14 protein-coding genes and 1 pseudogene are annotated in these 16,242 nt (G+C 60.6%); 10 read left to right on the forward strand and 5 right to left on the reverse strand.

From position 1 onward, the window contains the following. Positions 1-14 precede the first annotated feature (14 nt). From P6U24_RS07635 to dinB, 9 genes and pseudogenes are all read left to right on the forward strand, one after another. Positions 15-911 (forward strand): LysR family transcriptional regulator, encoded by an 897-nt coding sequence (locus P6U24_RS07635; protein WP_407158533.1) that lies wholly within the window; start codon positions 15-17, stop codon positions 909-911. Positions 912-1,085: 174 nt separating this feature from the next. Next, positions 1,086-2,393, forward strand: coding sequence for an MFS transporter (locus P6U24_RS07640; RefSeq protein ID WP_407158534.1), 1,308 nt, complete (start codon positions 1,086-1,088; stop codon positions 2,391-2,393). Beyond that, positions 2,390-2,671: a lactonase family protein gene (locus tag P6U24_RS07645; RefSeq protein ID WP_407158535.1), complete on the forward strand. Its 282-nt coding sequence runs from the start codon at positions 2,390-2,392 to the stop codon at positions 2,669-2,671. The genes P6U24_RS07640 and P6U24_RS07645 overlap by 4 nt, the downstream gene beginning before the upstream one ends. Positions 2,672-2,681: 10 nt before the next feature. Further along, the gene (locus tag P6U24_RS07650) at positions 2,682-3,755 is read left to right on the forward strand and encodes an isocitrate/isopropylmalate dehydrogenase family protein (RefSeq protein WP_407158536.1); all 1,074 of its coding nucleotides are present in this window, start codon (positions 2,682-2,684) and stop codon (positions 3,753-3,755) included. A 52-nt stretch (positions 3,756-3,807) separates the two neighbouring features. Further along, positions 3,808-4,473, forward strand: coding sequence for an aspartate/glutamate racemase family protein (locus P6U24_RS07655; protein WP_407158537.1), 666 nt, complete (start codon positions 3,808-3,810; stop codon positions 4,471-4,473). A gap of 7 nt (positions 4,474-4,480) precedes the next feature. Further along, a pseudogene (gene otnK, locus P6U24_RS07660) lies at positions 4,481-5,350 on the forward strand (3-oxo-tetronate kinase); the annotation flags it as partial. Positions 5,351-5,412: 62 nt separating this feature from the next. Next, the gene (locus P6U24_RS07665; protein ID WP_407160383.1) at positions 5,413-5,754 is read left to right on the forward strand and encodes a nucleotide-binding domain containing protein; all 342 of its coding nucleotides are present in this window, start codon (positions 5,413-5,415) and stop codon (positions 5,752-5,754) included. Next, positions 5,751-6,272: a class II aldolase/adducin family protein gene (locus tag P6U24_RS07670; RefSeq protein ID WP_407158538.1), complete on the forward strand. Its 522-nt coding sequence runs from the start codon at positions 5,751-5,753 to the stop codon at positions 6,270-6,272. Before P6U24_RS07665 ends, P6U24_RS07670 begins: the two co-directional genes overlap by 4 nt. A 323-nt stretch (positions 6,273-6,595) precedes the next feature. After that, positions 6,596-7,837 (forward strand): DNA polymerase IV, encoded by a 1,242-nt coding sequence (dinB, locus tag P6U24_RS07675; RefSeq protein WP_407158539.1) that lies wholly within the window; start codon positions 6,596-6,598, stop codon positions 7,835-7,837. Between the two features lie 250 nt (positions 7,838-8,087). Here the strand turns inward: dinB and P6U24_RS07680 are convergent, their stop codons facing one another. After that, on the reverse strand, positions 8,088-9,329 hold the full coding sequence (locus tag P6U24_RS07680) for an FAD-binding domain (protein WP_407158540.1): 1,242 nt from the start codon (positions 9,327-9,329) through the stop codon (positions 8,088-8,090). Positions 9,330-9,909: 580 nt separating this feature from the next. Between P6U24_RS07680 and P6U24_RS07685 the strand changes: the two genes are divergently transcribed. After that, complete coding sequence (locus tag P6U24_RS07685) at positions 9,910-10,704, forward strand: class I SAM-dependent methyltransferase (RefSeq protein WP_407158541.1); 795 nt, start codon at positions 9,910-9,912, stop codon at positions 10,702-10,704. An 808-nt stretch (positions 10,705-11,512) separates the two neighbouring features. Here P6U24_RS07685 and P6U24_RS07690 read toward each other — a convergent pair. The 4 genes from P6U24_RS07690 to P6U24_RS07705 all read right to left on the reverse strand — a co-directional run bounded on the left by P6U24_RS07690 (position 11,513) and on the right by P6U24_RS07705 (position 16,227). Beyond that, on the reverse strand, positions 11,513-12,196 hold the full coding sequence (locus P6U24_RS07690; RefSeq protein WP_407158542.1) for a sugar transferase: 684 nt from the start codon (positions 12,194-12,196) through the stop codon (positions 11,513-11,515). Between the two features lie 238 nt (positions 12,197-12,434). Next, positions 12,435-13,706 carry a glycosyltransferase gene (locus P6U24_RS07695; protein WP_407158543.1) on the reverse strand — a complete coding sequence of 424 codons (1,272 nt, stop codon included), beginning with the start codon at positions 13,704-13,706 and terminating at the stop codon, positions 12,435-12,437. Continuing rightward, positions 13,703-15,376 carry a GMC oxidoreductase gene (locus P6U24_RS07700; protein WP_407158544.1) on the reverse strand — a complete coding sequence of 558 codons (1,674 nt, stop codon included), beginning with the start codon at positions 15,374-15,376 and terminating at the stop codon, positions 13,703-13,705. Before P6U24_RS07700 ends, P6U24_RS07695 begins: the two co-directional genes overlap by 4 nt. Beyond that, on the reverse strand, positions 15,367-16,227 hold the full coding sequence (locus P6U24_RS07705) for an aldo/keto reductase (RefSeq protein ID WP_407158545.1): 861 nt from the start codon (positions 16,225-16,227) through the stop codon (positions 15,367-15,369). The genes P6U24_RS07700 and P6U24_RS07705 overlap by 10 nt, the downstream gene beginning before the upstream one ends. Positions 16,228-16,242: the final 15 nt, after the last annotated feature.

A 16,242-nucleotide genomic window follows, 5' to 3' on the forward strand; every position in this document is an offset into this window, starting at 1 on the left:
GAAGAGAGCCGCTGATGGAGACGCGCTTTCTGCAGACCTTCGTCGTGGTTATCGAAACGTCCTCGCTTGCCGAGGCCGCGCGAAAACTCAACATCACACCGTCAGCGGTCGTGCAGCGGGTCCGCGCGCTCGAAAGCGAAATCGGGTGCAAGCTCATTCATCGCTCCGGCCACTCCATGCGTCCGACTGCCGCCGGCGCGGCCATTCTCGCCGAAGCGACGCGGATCGTGAAGGCGGCGCGCGATCTGAATGCGATCGCGGGAGGTGACCTCGAAGTCGGCGGACTTACCGTAGGCGTCTTCAATACTGCCATGACCGGGATGTTGCCCGATGTGCTTTCCGCCTTGAAGCAAAATCGGCCGCGGATCGACGTGTACATCGTGCGAGGTCAGTCCGCAGACCTGTATAGGCGGCTGGTTCTCGGCGAGCTCGATCTCGCCATCGCGGTGAAGCCGCATTTCAAGCTGCCAAAGACGCTGGATTGGCGTCTGCTGCGTGAAGAGCCCCTGGTCATGCTGGTGCCCGAGCACATGGACACCAAGGACACGCGCGCCATCCTGAGCAAGCAGCCGTTCATCAGACAGGATCGCAACCACTGGGGCGGACGTGTCGTGGACCGCTATCTGCGCAAGATCAAGGTCCGGCCCAACGAACAATACGAGCTCGACTCCCTCGAGGCGATCGCCGTGATGGTCGACCGCGGCCTCGGCGTGTCCATTCTCCCGGACTGGCCGCCGCCCTGGCCGGAGGGCTTGAAGATCAGGAAGATCCGCATCCCGAACGCGCCCCGCCGCCAGATCGGCCTGTTGTCGCAACGAAGCTCGCCCCGGGAGTGGTTGATCCGCGCCTTCGTGGACGAGGCCATCACAGCGCTCACGGATCGGAAAGCCGTGCTCCGCAATCAGCGCTAACTCTCATTGGTTTGCATCCACAAACATAGCGAACGGAGGGTGGGGTCTGGCCGCGCCAAATTCAGGATTCCTGACTTTCGAAAGCACATAAACGCACATTCCCTCGCCGTGCGCTGCTTTGTAACGATTGCCCGTGCAAAGGTCATGAGAACCGCGCAGCAGGGGGAATCGAGCATGCATTATCGTCGCGGGTGGATCGCGCTCTTTCTCTTTTCGCTGGCCATGATCAACTACATCGACCGCATCACCCTGTCGTTCGCGATCGGGCCGATCGCCAAGGAGTTCGATCTCAACAGCGTCACGAAGGGATATCTGTTCTCCTCGTTCCTGTGGACTTACACGGTCTGCCTCATCCCGATGGGGATGCTCGTCGATCGCTTTGGCGCCAAGACGATTGCGGGTTGGGGAATCGCGGTCTGGTCCGCCGCGACGGTGATGACGGGTTTTGCCGTGAGCTATCCGTCATTGCTTCTGACCCGCCTCGTGATGGGCGCCGGCGAAGCGACGGCCAACCCGGCGGGTGCGCGGGTCGTACGCCAATGGGTTCCCGCTAGCGAACGCGGAGTCCTGAACGCGATCTTCAACAGCGGATCCTATGCCGGTCCCGCCGTTTGTGCACTCGGCGCAGGAGCCATCATCGAAGCCTATGGCTGGCGCGCGCTCTTCGTCGTCGCCGGCGGAATTGGCCTGCTGTGGCTGATCGCCTGGGTGCTCGTGTTCGACCGTCCCGAGAAGGTCAATTGGCTGAGCGTGGCCGAACGCGACAAGATTCTCGCCGAGCGCGGCGCGAAGGTGCAGGATCTGGACCGTAACGCGGAGCCGGTCGGCCTGTTGCGGCTGCTGCGAACGCGAACGTTGTGGGGCCTGGCTTTGACGCAGGGCTGCAACGTGTATTCGCAGTATCTGTTCCTGACCTGGCTGCCGAGCTACCTGCAGACCAGCAAGCATCTCACCATTCTCAGCACCGGCTTTTATACGGCGGTACCCTATGCGATCGCTGTCGTGCTTTGCATCGCGATGGGCCGCTTCAGCGATCGATTCCTGCGCAATAGCGGCACGGCAACCGGCCGCCGCCGCTACCTGATCGCGGCCGCGATGCTGATCGCCTCCGTCATCCTGGCCGCGCCGCTGGTCGAGAATCTCTGGATCATTCTGCTGCTGATCACGATCTCGCTCGCCGGCATCTCGTCGACGACATCGCTCAATTGGGCGCTGCTCAACGATTTGTTGCCCAATCCGCGCGATGTCGGAAAAGCCATGGGCTTCCTCGTCGTCGGCGGCAACACGTTCGGCTTATGCGCGCCGATCGTGACGGGCTACGCGATCGCCTGGACCGGCAGCTACGATTGGGCCTTCATCATCGCGGGCGTCTTGTTGCTCGCGGGCGCGACCGCGACGCTGACCGTGACCCGGCGCCCGATGGCGGTCGAGCACAGGCACGAAGGAGCCGCTCTGCAGGCAGATGGAACGATCCGGGCATGACGAGCAATCTCTTGAGCGACGAACAGACCGGACTTTTGAGTTCGATCGGCTGGCAGTCGACGCAAGGCGGCGGTCCCCGATTCTTCACGCTCGATCCATCGGGTAAGGCGCTCTACGCGGCCAATGAGCTGACTGACGCCGTGGTCGCATTCGGGGTCGACGAAGCGACCGGTACGCTCACGCCGACGGGGCAACTGGTTCAGACGGGAAGCCCCACCGTATCGTGTTCTCCGAGCAACGCTGAACTCGGCAAACCTGCAACAAGAAACGCTCAATGAGGATGCAATCATGAGAATTGCCGTGCTACCCGGCGACGATATCGGCCCGGAAATCACTGAGGCGACACTGGCCGTGCTGAGGGCGGCCGATGCGGCTTACGGCCTCGGCTTGACGTTCGAGGTGAGCGAGATCGGGATGGCGGCTTACCGAAAGCACCGCACGACCTTGCCGGATGCGGTGCTGGAACGGGCGCGCGATGCGGACGGCATCCTGCTCGGCCCGGCGGGCATCACCGCCTATCCGCCGCGCGCCGACGGTGGACTGAACGTCCCGGGGACGGTCCGCAAGACGTTCGATTTGTTTGCGAACATCAGGCCGGCACGCTCGCGCCCGGGGGTCCTCAAGGCCCAGCCGCATCTGGACTGTGTGATCGTGCGGGAGAACACTGAAGGCTTCTATGCCGACCGCAACCTGCATCAGGGCTATGGCGAGTTCATGCCGACCCCTGACGTCGCCATGTCGTTGCGGCTGATCACCGCGCGCGCGTCGCGCCGCATTGCCGAACGCGCGTTCGAGATCGCCGAGAAGCGCCGGCGTCACGTGACCTTCGTCGGCAAACGTCACGTCCTGCAGGTCACTGACGGGCTGTTCTGGCGTGAAACCGAGGCCGTCGCGGCGCGGCATCCCGACGTCGTTTTGCGTGAGGTGGATGTCGATGCCATGGCCGCCGAGCTGTATTCGCGCCCCGGGAGCTTTGACGTGATTCTGACCAGCAACATGTACGGCGATATCCTTTCCAATCTGGCGAACGCGTTGGCCGGGAGCGTCGGGCTGGCTTCGGCTCTCAACGTCGGAGCAACCCATGCAGCCGCCAACGCCGGACATGGATCCGCTCCCGATATCGCCGGCAAAGGAATTGCAAATCCGGTCAGTTTGGTGCTGTCGGCAGCCATGCTGCTACGCTGGTTCGGGGAGAAGAGCGGATCAGTCAAATACGGCCAAGCTGCCGACGATATCGACGCTGCGGTCGACGCGACGCTTGAACGGCCTGATACGAGGAGCCGCGATGTCGGCGGAACGGCGACGACAGAGCAAGTGAGCGCCGCAATCTGCGCACGGATTGGCGAGCGCCAACGCCGTTGATCGCATTCCCTCACCGCCGATCGAAAGACCCCGAAATCAAACGGAGAACGTCGTGTCATCGAGCCCGCGTATCGCATTGATCCATGCCACACCGATCGCCATGGAGCCGATCCATCAGGCCTTCGGTGCCAACTGGCCAGCGGCCGAGGCGATCAACATCCTGGAGGAAAGTCTTTCGCCGGACCGAGCGCGCGAGCCCGAGCTCACAACCGATCTCGCCGAACGTATCGTCGAGCTTGCGCGCTATGCGCGAAAGACCCGGGCGGATGGCATCCTGTTCACCTGCTCGGCTTTCGGCACGGCGATCGAGCAAGCCGCGAAAGTGGTCGATGTGCCTGTGCTGAAGCCGAACGAGGCGATGTTCGAGGCCTCGATCGGCGAAGGAAGCAATATTGCGATGATCGCGACCTTTGGCCCGGCCGTACAGGGCATGGAGGCCGAATTCGCTGAGGAAGCCAAGCGTCTAGGCAAAGGCGCGCGTCTGACCACAATCGTTGCAGAAGGCGCTATCGCCGCGCTGCGCGCTGGCGATGAGGAGACCCACAATCGTCTTGTCGCCGAGAGCGCAGCAGCCCTGAAAGGGTTTGACGCGATCGTGCTCGCCCATTTTTCGACCTCGCGGGCGGCAAGTGCGGTCCGTGCGGTGACCACGACGCCCGTCTTCACCAGTCCGGACGCTGCAGTGAAGAAGATGCGGCGCCTGATCGCCAGCGCGTAGCCCGCCCATGCTGCTTGGAGTCATCGCAGACGATTTCACCGGCGCAAGCGACATCGCCAATACCCTGGCCAGGGGGATTCCCGGACAAGGTGGCTTGCGAACCACTCAGTTCCTGGGCGTGCCGGGCAGGCCGGCGCCGTCCGACGTTGAGGCTGGGGTAGTCTCGCTCAAAAGCCGGTCCAATCCGGCGAGCGAGGCGGTGGCGCAGTCGCTCGCGGCCTTGTCCTGGCTGCGGGATCAAGGTTGCCGGCAGTTCGTCTTCAAATACTGCTCGACCTTCGATTCGACGCCGGACGGAAACATCGGTCCGGTCGCCGAAGCTCTGGCCGATGCGCTCGGCGTCAAGGGCGTGATCGCCTGTCCTGCGTTCCCGACGATGGGCCGAACCGTCTATCGCGGCCACCTGTTCGTCGACGATCGGCTGCTGAGCGAATCGGGGCTCGAGAATCATCCGCTCAATCCGATGACGGACCCGGACATCCGCCGCTGGCTCGGGCGTCAATCCACAGCGCCGGTCGGGCTTGTCACCTGGCCCACGGTCCAGGCCGGCGTCGGTCCTTTGCGCGCCGCGCTTCAGCAAGCCGCCGAGCGGGGCGAGACGCTCGCGATCGTCGATGCGCTGAGCGATGCTGACCTGATCACGATCGGCCGGGCCAGCAGCGATGCGCGACTGTTGACGGGAGGTTCCGGCATCGCGCTGGGGCTGCCGGCCAATTTTCTTCACGACGGTCTGGCGACCGGCGGCGCCTCGGGCTTCGCAGGCGTCGACGGACCGGAGGCGATCCTTGCCGGGAGCTGCTCGCGCGCAACGCGGCAGCAGATCGAGATTCACGCAGCTTCCCATCCGACCTTGAACGTCTGCATCGAGGAAGTGCTGGCGGGCCGCACTGGGCCCGCGCAGGTGGTCGATTTCGTCCGCGCCCATCAGGGTCAGCGCCTCTGGTCTATTCCTCAGGCTCACCCGAGGACGTTGCCGGAGCTCAGCAACGTCATGGCCGGGGACACGTTGCGAAGGCGTTGGAACAGCTCTTTGCCGCCAGCGCGCGCTGCCTGGTGGAGAACGGCATCCGCCGCCTGGTGGTGGCCGGCGGAGAAACCTCCGGCGCCGTCGTGTCAGCGCTCGAGCTCGATGCGCTGACGATCGGACCGGAGATTGATCCCGGTGTCCCGGTCCTGTTGGCGGCCACGCCGCGGCCCCTGGCGCTGGCCCTGAAGTCCGGGAATTTCGGCGCGCCGGACTTCTTCGCCGAGGCGTTGCGGAAGCTCGCGGCAGCAGCATGAGCGAGGCCAGGCTCCGCGAGGACATCGCGCTGCTGTCGCGCTCCCTTTTCGAGCGCGGCTTTTCGGTCGGCTCGGCCGGAAACATCAGCGTCGCGGTTGAGGATAGCCTCGCGGTCACCCCGACGAATTCCTGTCTCGGCTTTCTCGATCCCGGCGGCATCTCGAAGATCGATCGTCACGGCCGGCACGTGTCCGGCGATCCGCCTTCGAAGGAGATATTTCTGCACCGCGCGTTCTACGAAACGCGACCCGGAACGGGTGCCGTGGTTCGCCTCCACTCCACGTTCGCAACCGCGATGTCTTGCCTTCCCGAGACCGATCCGAACGACTGCATTCCTCCGATCACGCCGTATGTCGTCATGCGTCACGCGTATGTCGTCATGCGCGTGGCCAAGTGCATCTGGTCCCTTACCTCCGTCCGGGACACGCGAAGGCCGGCAATCTCATCCGTGCGCTTGAGGGCGGCATGCGGCCGTTCTCCTTGCCAACCATGGCCGTCGTCGCCGGCAAGGATCTGAGATCGGCGGTCCATGCGGCCAGGAGCTCGAGGAGACGGCCAAGCTCGTCATGGTGCTTCGTGGCCCTCTCGTTCGACGGCTCGAGCAACACAAATCGACGAGCTCAAACGGGTGTTTGGGAATTAGCTGGCGAGGCGCCGTCGCAACCTGCGATCACTTGGTCGGCGGCTGCATCCAGCGGGTCAGGTCCTTGGAGCGGCTTTGGATTGGCGGACATGCTCAAATTCCAGGTTGACCAAGCTGCAGAATGTTCCTATTTTGTTCGATGCCATCGAGGTACTGTCCAAGCAGACCTCGGCCAAACTCACGGGTGAACGGTCGGGATGGCAACGACAGCCACCATCCTGCATGCTGACCTGGATGCCTTTTACGCTTCGGTTGAGCAACTGCTCGACCCTGCGTTACGCGGCAAACCAATCGCCGTCGGTGGCGGGGTTGTGCTTGCCGCTTCCTACGAAGCCAAGGCCTTTGGAGTTCGTAGCGGCATGCCGGGACGGCAGGCGCGAGAGCTGTGTCCACACCTCACCTTTGTCGATGGCCATTTCAAAGACTATCAGCGGCTGGGCGCTATCAAACTGATCAGCGATTTCACGCCCCTCGTCGAGCGGATTTCCATCGACGAGGCCTTTGCCGACGTTGCCGGCTGCGCCCATCTGTTCGGCATGCCGGCTGAGATTGCGACGGCAATCCGCTGGCGCGTGCGCACCGAGCTTGGCCTTCCGATCTCAGTAGGTGTTGCGCGCACCAAGCATCTGGCGAAAATCGCCTCGCAGGTGGCCAAGCCCGACGGGCTTGTAGTTGTGGATCCCGACACCGAACTGGAATTCCTTCACCAACTGCCCGTCGAACTGATGTGGGGGGTGGGTCCGGTCAGGAAGGCGGGCTTGGCAGCGATTGGCGTGCAGACAATCGGACAGCTCGCAAAAACACCGGGATGGTCGCTCGAGCGGCTACCCGGTCCCGCCGCACGTGAGAAACTCGCAGCGTTGGCATGGAATCGGGATCCGAGACAAATCAAGTCTCACCAGCGGGCTCGATCGGCAGGGGCGCAGTCAGCAATTGGCAAGAAGCCGGCCGAAGAGTGGGTTTATCGGCCCACTTTGTTTCACCTCGCGGACCGAATCGCCGCGCGGCTCCGGGCAAAGTCCAGGCCTGGTCGAACCGTGGCGGTCCGCGTTCGCTTCGCCAATCTGAACTCAGTCACTCGCTCGGTAACGCTCGATGCACCGATTTCCGCGACCCTAATCCTTGCTGAGGTCGCTAGCGATCTAGTGCGCGCTGTCCTTGCAGAACATCCTGATGAGAAGACCATCTCGCTCCTGGCGATTTCCGTGTCTCATCTTGAGGAACACTGGGATCTGGCGTTGGAGCTTCCGCTTGGACTGCAAGATGAACCCCGCCGTCCCGGCACCAAAATAGGGATGGCGCGATCGGCGGCCGACCGTGCCGTCGATAAGATCCGCGATCGCTTCGGATGGGATGCCATTGGATATGGCTCGGTGGCGCTTGGGATTTCTCGTTCCGTGCCCGATGACTTTCGTGAGCTCGCTGAGAAGGATCTGTAACCGTGCTCATGCTGCAAGCTTAGCGGAATGCGCTCCGTCCAGATGATCGGCGGTCCCCTCACGGCCTGCAAATCGAGATTGGATATATCGTAGTGCTTGGCTCTGAAAATTAAGAACTCCTCTCCCATTTTTCCGGGCAGCATCTCCATGCATGCCTGCTTCCGGGTAAAGGCCGGCGTTCGGAACGCGGGAAATTTGCTAATGCCCTCGAGGGGTGAACGGAGTAAGAAATTCGGAACGTCGATTGATGTTACCGCGCCTGGTCCTGAGCGCGAGCTTTTGTATCGGGCGAGACCCAAGCAATCGCGTTGGGCCAGCCGTACGCGGGAAGCTGCAGCTTGTCAGCTATGTCTCCGCCAATCGCGAGCCTGGCCAGACCAGGAATGGCAAAGGTTCTAACCACGAGATTGCGTACGAGAACTCCGAACTGCGTCTTTGGCGCAAAGGCGCCGGCAAAGCGTATAGCGCCGCGCTGCTTGGTCGCGATATAGTTCCGCAATATCGTCTCATATCGGCCGAACGCTTGCTTGTACCGGCCCTGCGAAGCCGCGAGTTCACCAGCCAGTACGTAGGCGGAGATCATCGCGAGTGCCGAGCCCTGTCCGGCCAGCAGCGATACGCAGAACGCGGCATCACCGACCAGCGCGATTCGACCGCGAGACCACTCCGGCATTCGAATCTGGCTCACGCTGTCAAAATAGAGCTCGCCAGCCTGTGCGAGCGCAGCGAGCATCTTGGAGCACTCCCATCCACCATTGCGATAGATGTCGCAAAGCATCGCCTTTTGGGCTTCTTGTGTGGCCGGCAGGTCAGCATCGGCGGCAAGAAATACAAGCAGGAACAGCGTACGATCGTCACGCATTGTAAAGCGTCCGACCATGCGACCGGGCTGGCCGTAGATCAGATACACGTCGTCGTCGCGTGGGCGATATCCTTGGGCCTCGAAGGCGGCGACGCGATAGCCGAGGTCGGTCTCGAACCGCGATTGAGGACCGAACGCAAGGTTGCGGACAGCAGAATGCAGGCCATCGGCACCGATAATACAATCGAACCGGCGATGACCTGTATGCTTCAGCTCGACTCTCACATCGCCCGTCTGCTGCTCGATTGCGATGATCTCGTCGCCGAAAAGGGTCTCCGTATGGCGCTCGATGCTTCGAAACACCAGTCGCGACAAATCGCTTCGCTGCAGCGTGACGTAACGCCCTCCCGTCAACTCGGAAAAGGCCTTGGTTCCAAAGCCGGCGAGGCGCCGACCGGCATCATCGACGATGCGCATTTCCTGCACATGGTAGCCAATGCGATTGATCTCGCCGATCAGCCCCATGCGCTCGGCGATGTCGTATCCAAGTCCCCAAAAATCGATGACATAGCCGCCGGCGCGCAAGGCAGGCGCTCGTTCGATCAGGGTTGGCTCAAATCCGGCTGCTTTTAACCAGAAGGCCAGCGTGGGTCCTGCAATCCCTGCTCCCGAGATCAAGATCGTTTTCATGAATCAAGAACGAGGTTCGCTGCGCCTTGTTCGAACGAGCCCGTCGATACGATTTGCTGAGATCCGCACGGCAACGAAGCCGACGAAAGTCCCTAGCTTCGGCACGGCACTTGCATCCGCTTCGCCAAGGATCATCTCATGCTCGGTATCCGTCGGCGACGTTGTCTTTGGTGTCATTCAGTATCGAAGCGCCGAAAGCACATCGAGCGAATGCCCGGTGACGCGGTGATCACGAGATTGCGGTGCTCGCACGGACTGAGTAGTCATCAAAGCCCCTTGCAGCGCCCTCCGGACCCGGCCATCATCGGCTTATGAATGAGCGGCACGGCCCCCTTGATCGAACGGGAACCGCCCAGGCACGCGCACGAAAGCGAGCCCGGCTCTGCATTGACCACCCGCTGTCACGTCAAGCGATTAGCGTGAGGCCGGATTCCGGTGATGATCAAGGTCGACAGCCCGTGTTAGCCCTCCTTGGTGCTGCGTTTGCGTACCCCCGAGCGGCCGGTTTGGATCTCGAAAAGCCGCGAGCCGGTGTGCAGCGTCTGCCACGATATGCAAGGCATTTTGTCCGGAGATCTCAGTGGGACTGTTACAATCTTTCTTCGCGCTCAACCGAAGGCTCTCACGAGCGATCACGCCCGACCATTTTCATGAGGCGAATGTCTTCGCGGCCTATCATAAGATCGGGGCCATCTTGTTATCCCATCCGGATACGAAGGTCGTGCTCGACGTCGGGGCAGGAAAACAATGGCATTTTCCTCAGCATTACAAGAGCTGGTACAGCATCAAGCTCATCGGGCTGGACATCGATGGCGCCGAAATGGCGGACAACGGACTTCTGGATGAGAAGATTCAATGCGATGCCGTCGAGAAAATTCCAATTCCGGCAGGTACTGTCGATCTTGTTATGGTCAGCTCTGGTATCGAGCACTTCAGCAACAATCAAAAGTTTCTAAGAAATGCGTTCGAGGTGTTGCGGCCCGGGGGGTATATGATAGCCCAGTTTCCGGGGCGGTATGCGCCATTTGCTGTTGCCAATAGGCTGCTGCCCAAATCGGCCTCAAAAAAGTTGCTTGCCACCTCGATGGGCGAGACAGCCGAGCATCTTGGATTTTCTGCGCATTATGACAGAACCAACTTTTCCGCCTTCCGCAAGATGGTGCAGGCCTCGGGCTTCAAGATCGTTTACCATCTGCCGGGCTACAACAGCAGCTCCTATCTCGAATTCTTTGTTCCATTCTACCTGGTCTCATATGCATACGACAGCATCATGCATGCCGTGGGCTTGAGAGACCTCGCAGCCTACAATCTCTGGGTGCTGAGGAAACCAGGGGTGAGTGATTTGCCAGAGTTCAAGCTTTACGCCTGGAAATAGCCGGTCCTTGGGGTGCTCAGCTACGGTCAGGGGCGACAGGAAAACTATCGCCCTTTCTCGGCCTCCCCAGGACGAGCCAGAGGCCGATCTTGGTCGTATGTGTTGGCAACAGGACGGCTCCTGAAAACACTCGCGGCGCCGACGGACCGTCTGACAGCGCTTGCAACAACGCGTATGAGCAAACCCACCAAATAGCCGCCCTGGAGAAGCGCTTCCGCAACGAGGATCGTGATCGCCGTAGCCTGGAGGTTTGCGCCACGGGATATCGAGAAGATGATCGCGGCGAAGGGCACGAGGACGATGATCGGCAGAAGCACTTTCCATCGGAATGCCAATCCAGCTGCAGTTCCCAGTGCTGCGAGCCCAATGGCGAAATGCATCATGTTGATGCCCCCAAGCGGCGGCATGCATTTTTGTTTTGGACGGGGAAAAGATCGGGGCCCAAATTCTGATCTGCTCTAAAGGTAAGCATTTGTCGGGAAAAGACCTGGTGATGTTTCTTGCCTGCGGGATCCCCGCCGGACAGTCCTGGAAGCAATCGGACATTAGGATGGCTTGCCTCGACTTGAAAATGGCGGTGCAGCAGTATCCACGAAATTCCAACCGCAGCGAGCGGTCCTGGGGCGCAAACAACGTCAGGTTGATAATATAGCATGATCGTCGATCGATTCGCGATGGCTCAGCGCGAGATCGGCGATTTTACGGGCCTTACGGCATTGGATCACAGGAGCGACCGACCCGGCGTCGGACGAGGCACGCGCCGCACCGAGGCCAGCATGTCGGCTTTGCCCCGTTATCGACTACCACTTCAATAGGCCGTATTCGAGAAACAGACCGCTGGAATCGTTGCCATAATGATCTTGGCATCGAGAAGGAGTGACCAGTGGTGCGCATAGTAGCTGTCGAGCACGACACGCCGTTGGAAGGTGGTAGTGCTGCGGCCGCTGACCTGCCAAAGCCCGGTGATGCCTGGACGACACGCATAGTAGGCGTTGATGGCGTCGGAATATCGGCTCAGTTCTTCTTCCGTGACCGGGCGCGGTCCTACGATGCTCATATCGCCCTTGAGGACGTTGAACAGCTGCGGCAGTTCATCCAGACTGGATTTCCGCAACAAGGCCCCGATCAGGGTCACGCGGGGATCCTTGCGCAGCTTTCTCGTCGCGATCCACTCTGCTGCGGCGGCCGGGTCGGATTCGAGATGCAGGCGCAAGCGTTCTGACGCGTCGACCGCCATCGTGCGAAATTTCAGGCAGTCGAATTGTTTGCCATTGAATCCGACACGCCTGTGACGAAAAAACACCGGTCCCGGAGAGAAGCAGGCAATTGCCAAGCAACAAAAAACAAAAAAGGGCGCGAGCACTAAAATGCCGCACAGGGCCACAACGATGTCCATCGCTCGTTTGGAAGTGAGGCCGATCGGACGGACAGGGGTCACGAAAACAAATAGCGCATCTCCGTTGGCGCTATTCGCGTCTGCCATTCCATTCATGTGTGGGCACTCCGACGCACAAGGGTATGTTGCGATGCGAACAAAAAAGCGCGGGGACCGGCAACGTTCCTATTCTCCGCGCTTTTTTTGCTACTTTTTCCCGGGTCCAGAAATCACCGAAAATGCGCCATCTGGTCGCCGGATTCTTGCAAGCGCATGCTCTGTCGTTATGCACATCGAGCGAATTCATGTGCTGGACACATGCACCTGATCGCACGCGCGCGAGAGACACAATTGATCAGTCCGCACTTGGCGGCATGGCGATTGCCGGCTTAGGCGCAGCCACGACAGGTAGGGGCTGTTCTACTGGCCGCTGGGCGCGAACGCGTGCGAGCTCCTCGACCAAGCGACTCCCATTGACGTCCCAGTTGAACAAACCCTCGGCGACCTCGAATGCGTGGTCCTGCATCGCGCTGAGGGCGTCGACGTCGTCGATCATCGAGGCAACAGTTGTCAGAAGTTGATTGATGCCGTGCTCAACGATGAATTGGCTCGTCAGCTTCGCGGGAATTCCGCTGAGAGCTGTTTCAACGGCTGCGACGGGCACGCGAGAGAAGATGTAATCCAATATCTTGAGCTTGAATCCGCCGCCTATCTCCTCTGGAACCAAAGCGATCCGCGCCTTCCGGAACTCCTCACCGAGATCGTCGACAAAGCCTCGAAAGGCGACCCAGGGAAATCGTAGCCGCAGCCGCGACAGCAGCGGCTCCGGAACGACGCCGACGACATGAAGCTCGATTTGGTTTTGTAAGAGGATTCTGTCGGCAGCTTCCAGCAGGCGCTCGAGATTCAACTGTTTGGCGATCCAGCTGAACGAGCCGACAATGATCGCACGTCTTGGAACTGTGTTGTCCAAGGTGCGGGAACTCTGCTTTTTGCCTGCATATCCCGGCGGCAAGACGATACAGTCCAGCGAAGGATTGATGTTATTGAATGCAGCTCGGTCCTCCTCCGTCAGGGTCACGAGCAGGTTGCTGGTACGTGCAAGGCGTTCTTCGGCAAGCCGGGTCTTCCTCGCATTCTCCTTCAGCAGAATCTTGCGGAGAAAATCGCCGCTGTAGTTGCGGGCGATTTGGGCCGTGACCCTGGTCTCGTAGTCATGAGAGACATGGACCAGGATCGGGCGACGCCGTGCCAGTTTCTGGACGTAAGCGGTTGCCCAGCTCATTCCATATTGATCCAGGACCACCGCGTCATAGTCGTTCGTAGCAAGTTCCCGCGCGACTGCCTTCTTGTAGTTTCTGGTCGCAAACCGCGCTCCAACCATCGGCAGGCTGCTTAGGAGAGAGAGCGGTCTCGGGTTCGGGGTCCCAGGGACGAGCTTCCAGCACACCTGAGGCTCGAGTTCCACGAGGCTGCCGGTTTGTTCATCTGGGTTTTGCAGGCCGAGGAAAACGACTCGCGCTCCTTGGCGCGCGACCGCGCCAGCGAGCTGGGCAGAATAGATGCGATCGCCCGCGTTGAGCGGAAGCGGAATCGTTCGCCCGAGCCAGAGCACAGAAATCGTCACGTAGAGCTCCCCATTTCAGCCTTGAGGTGATCGGCGATGCGAATCGCCAATGCAACGATCGTCAGCGTCGGGTTGGCCGAGCCGCTGGTTGGGAACACCGCGCTTCCGGCTATGTAGAGGTTTTCGACGTCATGCGTTCGGCATTGCGGGTTCACGACCCCGCGTTTCGGGTCATCGCTCATCCGAGCTGTGCCGATATGATGCCCTCCGACCGCGACGGCCCGTCTGGCGCTCTCATCCAAGATATTGTCGTCGTAGACGATGGTCGCGGCGCGTGTCTTCGCGAAGATGCGTTGCATCTGCCGGTAGCTTGCCGCGATCGAGGTCACGTCTTCGGGACAAACGCGCCAATCGATGTGAAGCTTGGGAACTCCGAAACGATCCTTATCATGAGTGAGCGAGACACGGCTTTCGTAGAGGGGCGTCTGCTCGGCATTGTAGTCGAGCGGGTAGGTGCCAGTCTTCGAATAGAGCGCCACGTAAGGGATGCGGCGGTAGAGGGCGTGACGCCTGTAAACCCAGGTGCTCAAGAATTTGAGCAGCGGCCACGGATTTCTCGCGACATTTGCGACGTGACGAGCCGTGAGCGCGCGGCCTTTCGGCAATCGCTCCAACGACTCCAATTCGACGGTGGTAATCTTTCGGCGATACTCGGGAAGAATGAATCGCTTTGCGATGTACATCAGCGACAACACCGGATCGCCATGCTGCGGGTCCATCGGATTTGCATGGTGAAGGCGGAAGATCATGTTTCGTAGCTGGTGGCGCTGCTGCACGTCATCGGACAGCCGGAGATGATGCTTGGCATAGACTCCATCCGCCGTCTTCGAAAAGTTCCATGCCACCCGTCGCCCGTCGGCGACCTGCAGCCGTCCCACGGTGCCTTCAAGGTGGGACATGTAGTACCGGCCAAGTGCTCCGCTGGAGTTGGCCAAGCCGGCTGGAGCCACATCGTTCGATGCGGCCAGCAGACGCGCGGACTCCAACCCGCCGGCCGCCACGATCACATACTTCGAACAAATCCGAAAATTATTGCCACCGACGGTCGAGCATTCGACGGCTTCCACCGCGCGCCCCGAATCGTTGCTGAGCAAACGGATGCAGGTCGATTCCAGCAAGATCCGGTGCGCGGACGAACCGATCAACTCCGACCTGAAGCGCCTTCCAAAATCGGTCGGCGGACTGAAGCGCTCCAGGCCAACCGTGATCTCGTCACTTGCCAGCCCGTCGACCAGCGGTCCGGACGCATTCAGGCAGTCGGGCTCAAATGCAAACTCGCCTGCCTCGCAGTACGTCAACGCTTTAGAATAATAGGGGACTAGATCATCGTATGAGATTGGCCATCCGCTGTTGCGCACGTGAGCTCGAGGCGCGAAATCATGTCGTGCCAGTGGAACGCAGCGGCCACCCCAGATTGTCGAAGAACCGCCGAAGCGCCGCTCGCGATACATCTCGGGTGGCGGATGCCGACTGTCGGATGCAAGTTCAGCTGCATTCAGACTTTGCGTCAGCTTGTTAGGCCGCCATCCTCCGCTTTCGACAAGCATCACGGAGAGTGACGTTCCCAGCAATTCGCGCGCGATCACGATACCCGCAGGTCCGCCGCCGATAATGCAGACGTCCGCCTTGAGACGCGATCCGCTGGGTATCTGACGTCCGTCTATAAACACCGGGTTTCCTGTCTCTGGACCGCATCCAACACCTGATTCAGGTGGTCAAGCCGTGTGGTGCCGATGAGCACGCGATTGATTTCGTCTCGCGGCAGCGAGGCAACCAGCGCCGCGCGGGCGGTCGACCATCGGTCGTTACGATCGGTTGCCAATGTTGCGCTCATCAATCCTCGGCCAACAACAAACACGGCCTGACGTCTGGCGCGGTCTAAAAACAGATTCGTCGCCGCCGTCACCGGCCATAATGGGAGCTCGATGACTTCGACCCGGGGATCATCGAGCGCAACCAATGCGGATTGGACGTCTTCACAGGAAATGCCGATTTTGATCGCCTTGCCCGCCTCACGGATATTCGTCAGATGATGTAACGCCTCGCCCGTTCTGATGATGTCAGCGGGTGGACTATGCAGGAGAACAATGTCCAGATAGTCGGTGTTCAGTCGGCGCAGGCTGGCGTCGATGGAAGCGCGGAGAAAGGAATCGGAGAAATTCCGCGGCAATGGAGCAGCGCGCATCCTCGAAACCGCGTGGCTCCCGACGCCGCTTCGGCGGATCAGAGGCGCCAAGATGCTTTTGAACGGCCTCGCTACGTTCATCCAAGCGGGGAAATATTGTCCCGCCTTTGTTACAATGGTGGCCTGCTTGCGCCGGCCGTCGAGCGCGGCACCCAGAAGACGTTCGCTGTCGCCTTGGCCATAGATGTTCGCCGTATCGAAGAAGCGAATGCCCCTCTCATACGCGGCATGAATCAGTCGGAACGCGTCCGCCTGGTCACGGCCCAAGACGGACGCCAGGCGCGCACAGCCCAGGCCGAGCCGTTGCTGGACGACATCAACCGCCGAACCGTTCATCTCTTGGAACCTGGG

It is taken from the genome of Bradyrhizobium sp. STM 3557 (genome assembly GCF_045571465.1).
GTDB lineage: Bacteria > Pseudomonadota > Alphaproteobacteria > Rhizobiales > Xanthobacteraceae > Bradyrhizobium.